Here is a 15,591-nt window from a genome sequence, read left to right as displayed (position 1 = left end):
ACACATTAAATGCTAATCTGAGAACATATAAAATTATTTTAAAAATTTTCTATTTATTTTACCATTTGTTAGTGCATAAACGCAATTATTTGAATATCCCAATTTTTGAATATTTTCATCTGCAGTAAAATCTAAAGACCAAGTATTTCCTCCGTCTTTAGTAAGAAATATTTGATTATCTGATGAGACATAACCTATTGATTCATTTATGAAAACCATAGAGATATTTCTTTGAGCATTTGGAATATCACTAATTAGATTCCATGATGCTCCACCATCTAATGATTTAAACATTTTAACCTTTGGATTAGCATCAAAAGTATAAAGTGAACAGTATCCTACCCTATCATTAACAAAATAAATATTGTTTACCATACTTTTGGGATAAGCGGTAAATAAGTAACTATGCCAATTTTCGTTATTACCGTTACAATAAAAAATTAGACCTGTTTCAATTGCCTGATCATACCCAATTGTCCAAATATTTTGATAATCTAATTTAAATGGAGCTCTCTGAATATCAATCTTTGTAGAGCCTGAGTTATAGACTTTAACAAAGTTTTCACCATCCGATGTTTTATAAACATTCCTATTTGTCGTAACTAATAAGCCCGTTCTCATATCATTTTCAACAAATACAGTAGCGAATTTTTCAGATGTTCTTGAATCTGTAGTAAAAAAAATATTTAAAGATAAGGGACTTCCTCCCTTAGGGACTTTACCAAGACCAAAACCACTATCCGCAAATCCTTCATCATTATCAGTAGCATGAAAATCGCTTAAGAAACTAGAGTTATACCATACTTTCCAAGTAATCCCATCGTCAGGTGAACTGTAAGTTCTCTTTGAAACATTATAATATATTTTTCCATTATTTTTTATCTGTATCCCTCTAATATAATCATTATCAGAAATAAATATTGCAGACTCTGTAGAGGTCCAGTTTCCAATACTCTTATTAATAACAGCAATATTTTTGTTATAATCATTTGTAATGTTATTGACGACATTTCGATTTTCAAAAATAAATTTTAATGTTGGAATGGACCTAGCAACATTTGGAACTTTAATAGTAATTTGTCTAGAGTCTTTGCTTACATTAAGTATTTCAGAATACACATCATCAAATAATATTTTACACTTTTCTTTTATAGGAAAGTTTTCTCCATAAATAATTACTTCCTCCCCCGAATATGCATAGTTCTTAGAATAAGAAGTTATAATAACATCCTTTACCTCTTCTGGTAATTGTGATTCATTTGTAATTTCGTCATTTCTTGAACAAGACACCAGTATTATTAGTATCAATACTAACTTAAAATTTAAAACTTTTTTTGCCATATATACACTTTAATTCTTTTAAATCTCTTTAAATAACTTTTCGGAATTCCAAACAGTTGCAAATTCCTCATTCAGATTTGCAAGCGTTGTTTGATGGATTAACTCTGAATCGTATTTTTCTCCATTAATTCCAACCCTATCAAATGTTGCTGTCGCGTCCGAAATAAGATAAGTTTCATAACCATAATTTCCAGACATTCTAGTTGTTGTAGAAACGCAATGGTTGGTAGTTATTCCAACAATTACCAATGTGTTAATATTTAAGCTATCAATTTGCTCTTTTAATGTAGTTCCAATAAATGCACTATTTACATTTTTAGTAATGATAGGTTCAGAATCATTTGGGGTAACATACCCACTAAATTCAAATCCTGCGTTTGTAATATGAAGTTTTGATTTAGGATTATCTGAACTATGCCTTATATGGAAGATTGGTAAATTTAATTCTCTCCATTTTTTCAAAATTTTACCACAAATTTCTTCAGCATTTTTATTATTACGATTTCCGCCCCAATAATCTTCTTCAAGAAAAGCCTTTTGAACATCAATTAAAACTAATGCAGGATTTTTTTCTCTTAATTTCATTTTAAATACTCTTTTAGAGTTGCTACTAATTTACTACTTTTTCATAAGAGGACTATACCCTTCTGAAAAGAAATTTTTAGTATTTGTATCGTATAAGTATTTATCCGTGAGTTGTAAATAAGATAACTTTTCAAAGTCAATATTTTTTAAATACAAGGTATCATTAGAAATTTTATACTTTCCGTTCCAATGATGAAAAGCATGAGGCGAGTATTCTGTAATTTGAAATGTTTGATTTTCAAATAATGTTATTTCTACTTTCGTTTCAGTACCAATAGAATATGTTGATAGTACTTCTCTATTTTTTGAGTGACAATTATTAAATATGTTAAACAAAACCCCAGTCATACCAAACAAACAAATAAGCTTTAGTGTTCTGAGTTTTTTTCTTCGCTTTTGATAGAAATATAAAACCAAACCATTAACCAATATTAAACAAACCACAAACGGAATTATTATAATATCATAAACTGATTCTACGTAATCCCCATAATACTTTGTTAGCTTAAATAGTATTAACAGAAGAAAAACTAGTGTCAAATATTTCAATATTTCCTTAATGATTCTCATCTCTATTTTTTATAACCAACCGAAGCAGATGCTTTTCCAATGAAACTAAATTAGTCAAAATAGTTGAATTGAAAAGTATATACGACTAAATATTTCTGCTTTTCAATTCAACACCGCTCGCCACCTTTTGCAAATACTATGTTACCTGCAGGGCTTATTTTAAGTCATTGTAAAAAATTATTAAAATTAAAAAAGATGCAATAAAACAGCCAAAAATTGTCATTAAAATATCATTTACATCAAATGAATATAATGCCATTCTTATAACTTCCCAAATTGTAAAACCTATAACAGTAAATAAATTTGCGAATAGAAGGCTTTTCCAAATCTTATATTTATGATACTTTATTTTAACAATTCTATGAATGACAAAGACTAAAGCGACATAACCAATAGCTCCAAATAAACTTGGTAATGTGCCAAGTAAAAAATCGTTAATTTGTAAAAAAGTAATTTTTTTGGGTCTTATAAAATATTGGATTAATGCAACCAAAATCATTGAAAATATTTCCAATCCAATTAAAAATGTATATTTTCTCTTATCGAATTCTTTAGTATTATTTATTTCTTCGATGAAGTTAGTGTTTTTAACTTCTGTTATAAACTTTTTCAAAATTGCTAGTTTTATATGTTATTTTGAAAAGACTTGCAGGTAACCCCTCTAAATATGCAACATTAGTTTTGCTATGGTAAAGTAAATCAAAACCCCTAAAATATCGTTAGAAGTCGTAATAAATGGACCTGTGGCTATTGCTGGGTCTATTTTGTTTTTATTAAGAAGAATAGGCACTATAGTCCCAATAACAGCAGCCACCAAAATAACCGCCAACAGCGAAACCGAAATAGCAATAGACACCATCATATCGTGCCTATTGACAAGCAAATTAAACGAAAGAATAATCACTGATAAAATAAATCCAGATGCTGCGGAAACACTTACTTCCTTTATCAAGGTTTTAATAGTATCTGTTCCTAGAGTATTATTAGCTAAACCTTGCACAATAATCGCTGATGCCTGCACCCCAATATTACCTGCCGTTGCAGCTATTAGAGGCACAAAAAACATAAGAGCAGGTATCTTTTGTAGGGCATCTTGGTTCCCTTGTAATACCTGCGAGCCTATTAAACCACCTACCATACCTATAAAAAGCCAAGGCAACCGTGCCTTTGTAAGCGAAAAAATAGTATCCGTAGAGTCCACATCTAGGGAGATACCCGATGCTAACTGATAGTCTTTTTCTGCTTCTTCGGTTATAAAGTCAATAACATCATCTATCGTAATACGCCCTACCAAGTTACCTCTAGCATCAACCACAGGAACCTCAAAAAGGTCGTACTTTTGCATAAATCTTGCTACTTCCTCAGCCGTATCCGTATCCATCACCGAACGGATTTTAGGATTATAAACCTCCGAAACTTTAGTAGAAGAAGTGGTTGTAAGTAGTTTTTTTAAACTTAAAAGTCCTAGCAGTTTATCATTATCATCTACCACATAGATAGAATACACCTCATCTAAATCCTCGGCTTGCTTTCTCATCTCTTTGACCGCAGAAATAATGGTTAAGTTCTGGTTAACTTTTACCATTTCCGTTGCCATAAGACCTCCAGCCTCGTCTTCGTCATATCTAAGTAAGTCTACGATACTTTGAGCGTGTTCCTCGTCATCTAACCTTTGGATAATTTCGGTCTGCTGATGTTCTGGAAGCTCAGAGATAATATCTGCCGCATCGTCAGAATCTATCTCATTAATAATTTCATCGGCAATTTCTTGTGAAGAGAGACCTTTCATAAAGCTCTTTCGCTCATCTTCGTCTATCTCTAAGAGTACTTCCGCAGATTTCTCATTGCTCATTAAATCATAGAGAAAATGCTGTTCTTCCTCCTCCAAATCTTCAAATATAGAAGCAATGTCTGGTGCCTCCATTTCGGAAAGCATCAGAGCCACCTCTTTGGCATTTTTCTCCTTGATGAGATTTTTTATCAGTTCTCTAAGAGCAACGGTTTCAGTCAAAATAAGATTTATTTAGTAGTTAAACGGCTGACGATTTTAGTGCATTTTGCCACTCATTAGTAAAGATGATAAAATCTTCTACACTAAGTTCTTCCGCTCGCAAAGTTAAGAAATTATGCGTTAATAAAGCCTCAGGAATATTGAGTCCTTTAAGAGCGTTGCTTAATTTTTTTCGTCTTTGATTAAAACCTGCTTTTACAATTTGTTTAAACAAAATCTCATTGCCTTCCAAACCTTTTTTAGGATTTCTGGTAAGCCTGATAACTCCAGATTTCACTTTAGGTGGTGGCGTAAAAACATTTTCGCTAACGGTAAAAAGATACTTTACATCGTAATACGCTTGAACCATTACCGACAGAATTCCATAGCTTTTGGTACGAGGTTCAGCGGAAGTTCTTTCAGCGACTTCTTTTTGGAACATTCCCACCATTTCTGGTATTTGGGCGTAATTATCTATTATTTTAAATAAAATCTGTGATGAAATATTGTATGGGAAATTCCCTATAACAGAAACCTGCTCCGAATTGAAAATTTCGGTCAAATTAGCTTTTAAAAAATCACCTACAAAATGTTTTTCTTCTAGTTTTGGGTAGTGTTCTTTAAGATAGGCAATAGACTCAACATCTATCTCTGCCACAAATATTTCTGAACTTTTATTAAGAAGATATTTGGTTAAAACACCCATCCCTGGACCTACTTCTAAAACGAAATCCTGAGCATTAGTATCTAGGGCTTCTACGATTTTAGAAGCTATATTTTCATCATTAAGAAAATGTTGCCCGAGGTGTTTTTTAGCTTTTACTGTCAAAATGAAATTATTTTTTATGATTTTATTAACAATGATTTTAGTCTTATTGGGAGCAAATTTCGGAAGATTTTTTCTATTTTAGCCGAAAAATTTCATTTAATGGCTAATACAGTAGACGATTTTAACAAAAGAAGGCTGAGATCCAGCAATATCACGGTAGTTATTAGTATAGCATTAGTTTTGTTTTTGGTAGGGCTTTTTGGTCTTATTCTTATCAATGCTCAAAAATATTCAGACTATATTAAAGAACAACTTGTAGTAAACGCCTTTTTCTCCGAAAACTACGATGCTAAAGATTCTCTAAAAATAGCAAAACAAGAACAAGAAGCTATAAAGACCATACAAGCACTTCCGTTTGTTAAAAAAACTACTTTTATCTCAAGACAGCAAGCGTCTAAAGAGGCTAAAAAAAGTATGGGTATAGATGCTGATGCTCTTTTTGAAGAAAACATATTCCCGTCTTCAGTAGAGGTTTCTCTAAAGCCAGACTTCGTAAGCCCTGAAGAAATACAAGGCGTAGTTAAAGAATTAGAAAAAGTAGATGGCATTGTAGAAGTAAAAAACAATAGCGACCTAATGATTGAGGTTTACAACAACCTTAATAGAATACTCACTTGGATATTAGCATTTTCTTTAGTATTTTTAATTTTAGCGATTGTACTGATAAACAACTCCATTAGACTAAAAATATTCTCTAAAAGATTCATTATTAAAACCATGCAACTTGTGGGTGCTAAGCGACGTTTTATCCTTAAACCATTCATCATAGAAGCCGTTATTTTAGGACTCATTGGTGCTGTTATTGGGCTTTTAGCACTATTTGGAGTTTGGTATTATTTTACTAACCAAATAGGAACTCCGTTTGTACAAGATACTAATCAGTACATACAATTGGTTTTAGCTGTTTTTGGAGTGGGAGTTCTTATCACTGTTCTAAGTACTATTTTTGCAACTTGGAGGTTCCTTAGAACTAATATTGATGATTTATACTATTCTTAAACTATGGCAGAACAAAATAAAACAAACGAAAATAGTTTTTATTTCAAAAAAGACAATTATAAGTGGATGCTTATAGGCTTGGTGTGTATCGTTTTAGGATTTATTCTTATGATGGGTTCTGGGGCTAACACAACACCTGATGGTAAATTTGACCCAAACTACTGGAATGAAGATATTTTTTCTATCAGAAGAATACGCATTGCTCCACTATTGGTAATTACAGGATTTGTGATACAAGTCTATGCTATTTTGAAAAGAAAATAATTATTTTTTATAATACAAAAATTAAAGTCAATTGTTATATAATGCAATTGACTTTTGCTTTAAACTTTTTAAGTTATGAATTTTTTAGAAGCTATTATTATTGCCATTATTGAAGGTTTAACAGAATACTTACCTGTTTCCTCTACAGCACATATGATTTTCACAAGTTCTATATTCGGAATACAAGAAGACGAATTTGTTAAAATGTTTCAAGTATCGATACAGTTGGGGGCGATCCTTGCTGTAGTTTTTTTATATTGGAAAAAATTTTTCAATTTTCAGAATTTCAATTTTTATATCAAACTTGGTTTTGCCGTAATTCCAGCATTGGTTTTAGGCTATCTGTTTGATGATATGATTGACGATGTTTTAGGAAACCCTATTCCCATCGCCATAGTTTTAGTTTTAGGTGGCGTGGTTCTTCTATTTATTGACAAAGTGTTCAAAACTCCTGAAATACATACAGAAAAAGAAATCAGTATAAAAAAAGCTATTACCATCGGTTTTTGGCAATGTTTAGCTATGATGCCTGGTACTAGCCGAAGTGCAGCTTCCATTATTGGAGGTATGCAACAAAAACTATCTAGAGAAGCTGCTGCCGAGTTTTCTTTCTTTCTAGCTGTACCTACCATGCTTGCCGTTACGGTATATTCTATTTTTGTAAAAAAATGGGAATACTTAGGCGTAGAACAAAAAGGCTACGAAATGCTTACACACGGTGATAACCTAAAACTATTTTTAGCGGGTAATCTAGTGGCTTTTGTAGTTGCTGTGATAGCTATTAAATTTTTTATAGGAGTGATAAAAAAATACGGTTTTAAACCTTGGGGCTGGTATAGAATTATCGTAGGGATAGCATTGCTTGTCTATTTCACGGCCGTAAAATAAATCTATTAATATTGAAATATTGATATAATCTCTGAGACATCATTAAACTGAGAAATCAGTAGTGTATAACAGACATTTAGCCTATATTTGTTAAGTTAACAGCTCCACATAAACACCAGTTATAATGAAACAATGTCTAGAATGTAACGAAACAATAGTAGGTAGAGAAGATAAAAAATTTTGCTCAGATAGTTGCCGAAATTCCTACAACAACCGTATGAATAAGGACTATACTAACCTTATGAGAAATACAAACAATCAACTAAGGAAAAATTACAGAATATTATCTGAACTAAATATAGAGGAAAAAACTAAAGTTCCTAAAATAAAACTCTATAACAAAGGATTTAATTTTGATTTAATCACCTCCATCATCAATACTCAAAACGGCAAAACCTACTTTTTTGTTTATGACCAAGGCTACCTGCCATTAGATGAAGAATGGCTTCTTTTGGTAAAAAAGAAACAATAATCATTACTTTAAACTATCCAATGGGCTTTTTATTGTCCGCTGATGTTCAGAAGTAACCTGTGTATAGATTTGAGTAGTCTTGATATTATTATGTCCCAAAAACTCTTGTATATATCTTATATCTGTCCCCATTTCCAAAAGATGAGTAGCATAGCTATGCCTTAAACCGTGTATGCCTACTGTCTTATTTATACCTGCCTTTCTCATCGCAGTCTTAAAAACCGACTGAACCGACCTTACCGAATACATACCACCATATTGTCCTTCAAATAGATACTTTTTAGGTTTATATTCCCGATAGTAGGCTCTAAGTTCAGGCAAAATACTTTCAGGTAAAGGCACCATACGGTCTTTTTTACCCTTAGCATTCTCAATCCGCACACGCATAGTTTCGCTACATATATCCTCTAGTTTTAAATTAACAATCTCACTCACTCTCAAACCCATACCATAACAAAGCTGTAACATACATCTATGTTTGAGGTTGGTGGTTACTTCAAATATTTTTAAAATTTGTTTTTTATTTAAACTCTTTGGTAGTTGTTTTTTTGTTTTAGGACGAGGAATATCAAAAAACATTTTTTTGCGATGTAAGACTTGCTCAAAGTAAAATTTAATCGCATTGATACGGCTGTTTATTTCCGCCTCCGAAAGTTTTAAATTCTCAAAACAATAGAGAAAATAAGACCTTAAGCGTTCTTCGGACAATTCATCTACTGGAAAATCTTTTAGAACATAAAGCAGTTGGGCAAACTCTACGGCATAAGTTCTAAGCGTATTTCGACTGTATCCTTTTAGTTTTAAATGCTCCTGAAAACGCTCAAAAGCAGAGCGATTAACCGCTTTTATTTTTGAAAATACCATTTTGCCAACCAAAGGCTCTTCTGTAATACTAAAAAGGGTTCTGTAATGTCTATTGTTAGGGACATACCAACTTTTTTGACTAGCCGACCAACGGGCAGTGGTATGTTCTTTAAGAAGGTCAATAAGCTCCTTCTGATACGGAAAAGAAATCCATATCACATTTTTCTCACGATGTTCTCCAACTTTCGTTTGGTATAAGGAGCTATTCCACTGCATATCTTTTTAATTTACTCTTCTACCCTATCCAAAATCTCTTTTGCTTGGTCTGCCAAACTTTCATCTACTACAAGAATATAGTTTTGGTTTACAGGCATTACAGCTACATTATTAACATACTCATTTTTGATATAGCTTTCTATACCTTCAGACGAAAGTTTAGACTTCATAATCTCTACTTCGTATAGAAATCCTGACTCAAATATTTTTACCATAACCAAATTTATTTTATTCAAATATAATAATTTTAACTATATTAGTAGCGTTTAAACATAACCTTATCACATTAGTATGAGTTATTATCCACTTAGTAGTATCCCAGACTATTACATGCTAGATAGCCTTCTTACCGAAGAGCATAAATTGGTTAGAAATTCTGTGAGACAATGGATACAAAGTTCTGTAATTCCTCAGATAGATAACGCTGCACAAACACACAAAGAAATCCCAAACCTGATGCAACAATTGGGCAATATAGGAGCTCTAGGAGCCTATATCCCAAAAGAGTATGGAGGTACTGGGCTAGACCAAATTTCCTACGGCATCATTATGCAAGAGTTAGAAAGAGGAGATTCTGCGGTGCGTTCTGCGGCTTCGGTGCAATCATCATTGGTAATGTATCCTATTTTTGAATTTGGAACAGAAGAACAAAAAAGAAAATTCCTACCTTTACTCGGAGCGGGTGAAATCACAGGAGCTTTCGGACTTACCGAACCCAACCACGGTTCTAATCCGTCTGATATGGAAACTCACATTAAAGATATGGGCGATTATTTTCTGCTGAATGGAGCTAAAATGTGGATTACCAATGCTCCTACTTGCGACATCGCTATTGTTTGGGCTAAAGATGAAACCAATACCATTAGAGGGCTAATCGTAGAAAGAGGAATGGAAGGTTTCACTACTCCAGAAACACTCAATAAATGGAGTCTAAGAGCTTCTAGAACGGGAGAATTGGTGTTCCAAAATGTAAAAATCCCTAAAGAAAATCTCCTACCGAATGTAAAAGGAATTAAAGGTCCATTGTCCTGTCTTAACTCTGCTAGATATGGGATTTCTTGGGGCGTTATAGGTGCTGCTATAGATTGCTATTGCACCGCAGTACAATACGCCAAAGAGCGTACACAATTTGGGAAACCTATTGGTAGCTTTCAACTTCAACAAAAGAAATTAGCCGAGTTTCTCACAGAAATTACTAAAGCTCAACTTCTTTCATGGCGTTTAGGTCTGCTTAAAAATGAAAACAAAGCTACTCCAGCACAAATTTCTATGGCTAAAAGAAATAATGTAAAAATGGCATTAGACATTGCTAGGGAAAGCAGACAAATACTAGGTGCTATGGGGATTATGGGAGACTTCCCTATGATGCGACACGCTGCCAATCTAGAATCTGTAATTACTTACGAAGGCACTCACGATATTCATCTTTTAATAACAGGTATGGATATCACGGGTATTAATGCTTTCTCATAAAAATTAACTATAAAAACGAAATTGAAACTATGAACGAAAAAGACAAACGATTCATCACTTTATGGCAAAACTTACGACAAAGTAGACTCAAATTTTCGGTAAGGCAAGGCGTCGTAATCGCCTTTATGTTTATACTTATTGCTGCTCCTATCAATTACTTCATTACTAAACCTGATGATTTCAAAGCCTTTTTAGGGAAAAATGGGATTATTTGGTTGGTGGCTTCGGCTATTCTTAGCTTGTACTACTACTTTGTGGGCTTTAATAAGTATGAAAAAAGATATAAAAATTTAATAAATCAATAGAATTAAATCTGAAAAATGATAGATAAAACTGTTAAAAATGTGCAAGAAGCCTGCGAAGGCATCAAAGACGGAATGACCATTATGCTTGGCGGATTTGGGCTGTGTGGCATCCCAGAAAATAGCATTGCCGAGCTAGTAAGAAAAAATGTAAAAAAACTTACTTGTATTTCTAATAACGCAGGTGTTGATGATTTTGGACTAGGACTTTTACTTCAAAAAAAGCAAATTAAAAAAATGATTTCTTCCTATGTGGGAGAAAATGCCGAATTTGAAAGGCAACTACTAAGCGGAGAGTTAGAAGTAGAGCTTATCCCACAAGGGACTCTAGCAACTAGATGTTTGGCTGCGGGGTATGGTATGCCTGCTTTTTTCACTCCAGCTGGCGTGGGAACAGAAGTTGCCGAAGGTAAGGAGGTCAGAAACTTTAATGGTAAAGATTATCTTTTAGAGTATGCCTTTGATGCTGATTTTGCCATCGTTAAAGCATGGAAAGGCGACACAGCTGGGAATTTAATCTATCGTTCTACCGCTAGAAACTTTAATCCACCAATGGCAATGGCAGGTAAAATTACGATTGCAGAAGTAGAAGAGCTTGTACCTGCAGGAACATTAGACCCTGACCAAATACATACTCCTGGAATTTATGTACACCGCATTTTCCAAGGAGAAAACTACGAGAAGAGAATAGAGCAAAGAACCGTAAGAAAAACCAATCAAGACTAACCTCAATTATGGCTTTAACAAAAGAACAAATAGCACAAAGAATTGCTAAAGAAATAAAAAATAATTCCTATGTTAATCTAGGCATAGGTATTCCTACCCTAGTTGCCAACTACATTCCAGAGGGCATAAATGTGGTACTACAATCCGAGAATGGATTATTAGGAATGGGACCCTTTCCAGAGGAAGGCAAAGAGGATGCAGATTTAATAAACGCAGGTAAGCAAACCATTACTACTTTACCAGGTTCAGTAGTTTTTGACTCGGCGATGAGTTTCGGTATGATTAGAGCTCAAAAAGTAGATTTAACCATACTAGGTGCGATGGAAGTTTCCGAGAATGGAGACATCGCTAACTGGAAAATACCGGGTAAAATGGTAAAAGGTATGGGAGGAGCAATGGATTTAGTTGCTTCCGCAAAGAATATTATTGTAGCAATGCAGCAAGTGAATAAACACGGCGAGTCTAAACTCCTCCAAAACTGCAGCTTACCTCTTACAGGAGTTAAATGTATCAAAAAAGTAGTTACAGAGCTTGGCGTTTACGAAATAGTACCCGAAGGAGGCTTTAAATTATTAGAAAAAGCACCTAATGTAAGCCTAGACGATATTAAAAAAGCAACAGCAGGGAAACTCATTATAGAAGGAGAAATCCCAGAAATAGTTTTAGACTAAAACAAATATATATTATGGAGGATAGAAAAACAAAACTAGAGCGTTTTGAAGAAAGTGTGTTATCTAAATATCAGATTTACAACAGTATTTTTATGACATTACCTTTTAGTGGTGTGTCTAATGTGGGGAGATTTTTGCCTCTGTTTGGCGAAGAATGTAAAAAAGGCTATCAAGATAATAAAACACCTACCGAAATCGTAGAAGAGTTTTTCAAAAAATACGCTCCACAATCCTCCGAAAAAGAAACTAACGACCTTCTGTTTAGGTTTATACAATATATTGAAAGGCAAGTAGTTTTGTTTGACGCTATAGAAGATGCCGCTTTCTCCACAGTAAATAATATGGACGGACTGGGCAGTATCCGAAATATGAAAGAGAAAGCCGAAGCTCGTAACAAGGTTACTGAACTTAAAGCTACTCTACAAAAACTTAAAGTAAGACCTGTACTTACTGCTCACCCAACTCAATTCTATCCAGACTCTGTATTGGTTATCATTAACGATTTAACCCAAGCGATTAAAGATAATGACTTAACCACTATCAAAAAACTTCTAGCACAGCTAGGGAAAACACCTTTTTATAAAAAGGAAAAACCAAGTCCGTTAGATGAAGCTATTGGGCTTATTTGGTATTTAGAAAATGTGTTTTACCATTCTATGGGGAATATTTACAGCTATCTTAAAAAACATATTTTGAAAGATGAAGCTCTTAAAAACCCTGTGGTAGAACTAGGCTTTTGGCCCGGAGGCGATAGAGATGGTAACCCTTTTGTAAAACCAGAAACCACTCTAAAAGTAGCGGAAAGACTCAAAAAAAGTATTCTAAAAAACTACTATAAAGACATCAGAGTCCTAAAAAGAAGACTCACTTTTAAAGGAGTGGAACATTTAGTAAAAAATCTAGAAGACCAACTCTATAAAGCAGCATTTTTAGAAGAAGAAAACACTCTAACGCTTCAAGAGTTCAGACAATCTCTTGAAGAAATACGAGCCATTTTAATCTCAGAACATCAATCTCTATTTGTAGATGAGCTAGATGCTTTACTCTATAAAATTGATATTTTTGGATTCTATTTTGCAAGCCTAGACATTAGACAAGATTCTAGAATCCACCGAAGTGTGATAGAAGATATTGCAAAATCGACCTCTGGAAAAATTATTCCTGAGAACTATTCAAGTCTTTCCTATGAAGAACAAATCCAAACCCTATCAAAGGCAAATGGCGTCTTAGACTTAACCTCATTTAACCAAGAAATTACTAAAGATACCTTGGGTTCTATTCTAATGATGATGGCTATCCAAAAAGAAAATGGAGAAAAAGGTTGCAACAGATACATCATTAGTAATAATCAAAACGCAACTAATGTACTAGAGGTATATACTTTACTAAAGCTTTGTGGTTGGCAGAACCCTACCGTAGATATTGTACCACTTTTTGAGACCATAGATGATTTGAACAATGCCGAAGAGGTAATGACAACGCTTTACCAAAATAAAGATTACAGAGAACACCTTAAATCTAGAGGCTATCAACAAACCATTATGCTCGGTTTTTCTGACGGAACTAAAGACGGTGGCTATCTAAAAGCCAACTGGAGCATCTATACCGCTAAAGAAAGACTTACCAAAATCTCTAGAGAATATGGTATAGAAGTTCTGTTTTTTGATGGGCGTGGTGGACCTCCAGCTAGAGGTGGCGGCAAATCTCACCAGTTCTATGCTTCTTTTGGTAAAGATATAGAATCTGACGCTATACAAATTACAATACAAGGGCAAACCATTAGCTCTAACTTTGGGACTTTAGACTCTTCTCAGTATAACTTAGAACAGCTTATTAGTGCTGGTGTTAATAATAAAATTTTCACTAGTGAACAAGCTAGTATTTCTTCTGAAGAGAAAGAAATTTTACAAGATTTAGCAGACATTAGCTATCAAAAATATACGGAATTTAAAAATCATCCTAAGTTTGTCCTGTACCTCGAAAAGATGAGTACGCTAAAGTATTATGCTAAAGCCAATATAGGCAGCAGACCTTCCAAAAGAGGTAATTCAGATACACTCAACTTTAGTGATTTAAGAGCCATTCCGTTTGTGGGTAGCTGGAGCCAACTAAAACAAAACGTACCTGGTTTTTATGGTGTGGGTACTGCTTTGGCTCATTATGATGCTAATGGAAATTTTGAAAAACTAAAGGCACTATACAAAAAATCTCTATTTTTCAGAACTTTACTAGAAAATAGTATGATGAGCCTTACCAAATCTTTCTTTAAACTCACGGAGTATATGAAAGACGATGCGGAATTTGGTGCTTTTTGGCAAGAAATTTATCAAGAATACCAACTTTCTAAAGAGATGCTCCTAAAACTTACAGAGTTTAAAAGCCTTATGGAAGACCACCTAGCTGGTAAAGCCTCTATACAAATGAGAGAAGAAATGGTTCTGCCTCTACTTACCATACAACAATATGCCCTAAAAAAAGTACAAGACAGAAATCCTCTTTCCGAGGTTTATGAAAATATGGTGGTAAGGTCTCTATTTGGAAACATTAATGCGAGTAGAAATTCTGCGTAGATATAGTTGTTGTGTGCAATTTTCTGAAAAATATAGCACCAGAAAGACAAATCTAGTTTATAGAGATTAAAAAATATAATTTATGAGAACAAAAATATTTCTCTTGATTTTTGGATTTTCATTTTTTTTAATTCATGTAATTATCGAACAAAAAGCAATGTTAGATTTGAAAAAAATACAGGAATTAAGTTTCCAGATTCTGTCGAAGTAATTCAGGATAGATTTGAAGATGCAGGTCCTGACTACTCCTTGTATTACAAGTTTATAACAAATGAAGAGGACTGTCTGAAGATTTTGCAAAGTCTTGAAACTTCTAGAGAATGGAAAAAAACTCAAGACAATCTCACATTTTCAAAAACAGTTAATGGAATTATATAGGGCATAAATAGAAATATACAATAACATAATAAATAAAAAAGCCCGAAAAAAGCCGATGAATAAAGGCTTTGCAAAGAAAAAAGCCCGAAAAAAGGAAATAAACGAAATGTACAGAAACTACCATTTACTACCATTTTATTACCATTGCAAAGAGCTTTAATTTCTCTTTTAAGGGCAATAACTACCATTACCCCCGTAAAACTACCGAAAACCTAATAAAAACGCCCCTTTTGGGGCTTTTTTTATGCCCTATAATGAGCAAATGATGGACCTTTTAGGTGGCATTAACAAAATGGTATGCGGAACCCCTTAAAAATTGCGTTTTTAAAGTTGGGGTTACAGTTGGGGTTACAAAACTTATATTTTTGAAGCTAACTCGGATATATTTAAGTGTAAAAAAAACGCAAAAAATAGCCGTTTTTTCAAAACTCGCACCCCTTTAGTGTATCGTGG

At 33.6% G+C, this 15,591-nt stretch carries 17 protein-coding genes; 9 read left to right on the top strand and 8 right to left on the bottom strand.

Going from position 1 to position 15,591, the window contains the following annotated elements; all coding sequences use genetic code 11:
* Nucleotides 1-33: 33 nt before the first annotated feature.
* From D1J36_RS08170 to rsmA, 6 genes are all read right to left on the bottom strand, one after another.
* The gene (locus D1J36_RS08170) at nt 34-1,341 is read right to left on the bottom strand and encodes a sialidase family protein (protein ID WP_154138171.1); all 1,308 of its coding nucleotides are present in this window, start codon (nt 1,339-1,341) and stop codon (nt 34-36) included.
* Between the two features lie 18 nt (nt 1,342-1,359).
* Nucleotides 1,360-1,926: a cysteine hydrolase family protein gene (locus tag D1J36_RS08165; protein WP_154138170.1), complete on the bottom strand. Its 567-nt coding sequence runs from the start codon at nt 1,924-1,926 to the stop codon at nt 1,360-1,362.
* A 33-nt stretch (nt 1,927-1,959) separates the two neighbouring features.
* Nucleotides 1,960-2,496: a hypothetical protein gene (locus D1J36_RS08160; RefSeq protein WP_154138169.1), complete on the bottom strand. Its 537-nt coding sequence runs from the start codon at nt 2,494-2,496 to the stop codon at nt 1,960-1,962.
* A 154-nt stretch (nt 2,497-2,650) separates the two neighbouring features.
* Nucleotides 2,651-3,109, bottom strand: a complete 459-nt coding sequence (locus D1J36_RS08155; protein WP_154138168.1) for a hypothetical protein — start codon at nt 3,107-3,109, stop codon at nt 2,651-2,653.
* 48 nt (nt 3,110-3,157) lie between these two features.
* Entirely contained in the window at nt 3,158-4,507 is a 1,350-nt protein-coding gene (gene mgtE, locus D1J36_RS08150; RefSeq protein ID WP_153926700.1) for a magnesium transporter, read from the bottom strand.
* Nucleotides 4,508-4,526: 19 nt separating this feature from the next.
* Nucleotides 4,527-5,315: a 16S rRNA (adenine(1518)-N(6)/adenine(1519)-N(6))-dimethyltransferase RsmA gene (gene rsmA / locus D1J36_RS08145; RefSeq protein WP_154138167.1), complete on the bottom strand. Its 789-nt coding sequence runs from the start codon at nt 5,313-5,315 to the stop codon at nt 4,527-4,529.
* Nucleotides 5,316-5,414: 99 nt separating this feature from the next.
* Between rsmA and D1J36_RS08140 the strand changes: the two genes are divergently transcribed.
* The 4 genes from D1J36_RS08140 to D1J36_RS08125 all read left to right on the top strand — a co-directional run bounded on the left by D1J36_RS08140 (nt 5,415) and on the right by D1J36_RS08125 (nt 7,938).
* Complete coding sequence (locus D1J36_RS08140; protein ID WP_154138166.1) at nt 5,415-6,314, top strand: cell division protein FtsX; 900 nt, start codon at nt 5,415-5,417, stop codon at nt 6,312-6,314.
* A gap of 3 nt (nt 6,315-6,317) precedes the next feature.
* Nucleotides 6,318-6,578 (top strand): DUF3098 domain-containing protein, encoded by a 261-nt coding sequence (locus D1J36_RS08135; protein WP_004918031.1) that lies wholly within the window; start codon nt 6,318-6,320, stop codon nt 6,576-6,578.
* A 75-nt stretch (nt 6,579-6,653) separates the two neighbouring features.
* Nucleotides 6,654-7,466: an undecaprenyl-diphosphate phosphatase gene (locus D1J36_RS08130; protein WP_154138165.1), complete on the top strand. Its 813-nt coding sequence runs from the start codon at nt 6,654-6,656 to the stop codon at nt 7,464-7,466.
* Between the two features lie 124 nt (nt 7,467-7,590).
* Entirely contained in the window at nt 7,591-7,938 is a 348-nt protein-coding gene (locus D1J36_RS08125; protein ID WP_064970705.1) for a hypothetical protein, read from the top strand.
* Between the two features lie 3 nt (nt 7,939-7,941).
* On the opposite strand, the gene D1J36_RS08120 is transcribed toward D1J36_RS08125, so the two are convergent.
* A complete protein-coding gene (locus D1J36_RS08120; RefSeq protein ID WP_154138164.1) occupies nt 7,942-9,018 on the bottom strand; it encodes a tyrosine-type recombinase/integrase in 1,077 nt (358 codons plus the stop codon).
* 11 nt (nt 9,019-9,029) lie between these two features.
* Nucleotides 9,030-9,233 (bottom strand): putative signal transducing protein, encoded by a 204-nt coding sequence (locus tag D1J36_RS08115; protein ID WP_154138163.1) that lies wholly within the window; start codon nt 9,231-9,233, stop codon nt 9,030-9,032.
* A gap of 76 nt (nt 9,234-9,309) precedes the next feature.
* Between D1J36_RS08115 and D1J36_RS08110 the strand changes: the two genes are divergently transcribed.
* From D1J36_RS08110 to D1J36_RS08090, 5 genes are read left to right on the top strand one after another with little or no spacing between them, the layout of a single operon-like run.
* Nucleotides 9,310-10,491: an acyl-CoA dehydrogenase family protein gene (locus D1J36_RS08110; RefSeq protein ID WP_154138162.1), complete on the top strand. Its 1,182-nt coding sequence runs from the start codon at nt 9,310-9,312 to the stop codon at nt 10,489-10,491.
* 29 nt (nt 10,492-10,520) lie between these two features.
* Nucleotides 10,521-10,796: a hypothetical protein gene (locus tag D1J36_RS08105; RefSeq protein WP_154138161.1), complete on the top strand. Its 276-nt coding sequence runs from the start codon at nt 10,521-10,523 to the stop codon at nt 10,794-10,796.
* Nucleotides 10,797-10,811: 15 nt separating this feature from the next.
* Nucleotides 10,812-11,519: a CoA transferase subunit A gene (locus D1J36_RS08100; protein ID WP_154138160.1), complete on the top strand. Its 708-nt coding sequence runs from the start codon at nt 10,812-10,814 to the stop codon at nt 11,517-11,519.
* An 8-nt stretch (nt 11,520-11,527) separates the two neighbouring features.
* Complete coding sequence (locus D1J36_RS08095) at nt 11,528-12,190, top strand: 3-oxoacid CoA-transferase subunit B (protein ID WP_154138159.1); 663 nt, start codon at nt 11,528-11,530, stop codon at nt 12,188-12,190.
* Between the two features lie 14 nt (nt 12,191-12,204).
* Nucleotides 12,205-14,760: a phosphoenolpyruvate carboxylase gene (locus D1J36_RS08090; protein WP_154138158.1), complete on the top strand. Its 2,556-nt coding sequence runs from the start codon at nt 12,205-12,207 to the stop codon at nt 14,758-14,760.
* Nucleotides 14,761-15,591: the final 831 nt, after the last annotated feature.

Origin of the sequence: Riemerella anatipestifer, assembly GCF_009670965.2 — a bacterium.
GTDB classification, from domain to species: Bacteria; Bacteroidota; Bacteroidia; order Flavobacteriales; family Weeksellaceae; genus Riemerella; species Riemerella anatipestifer_B.
The sequence above is the reverse complement of the archived record's forward strand: the minus strand, read 5'-3'. Positions and strand labels throughout refer to the sequence as shown.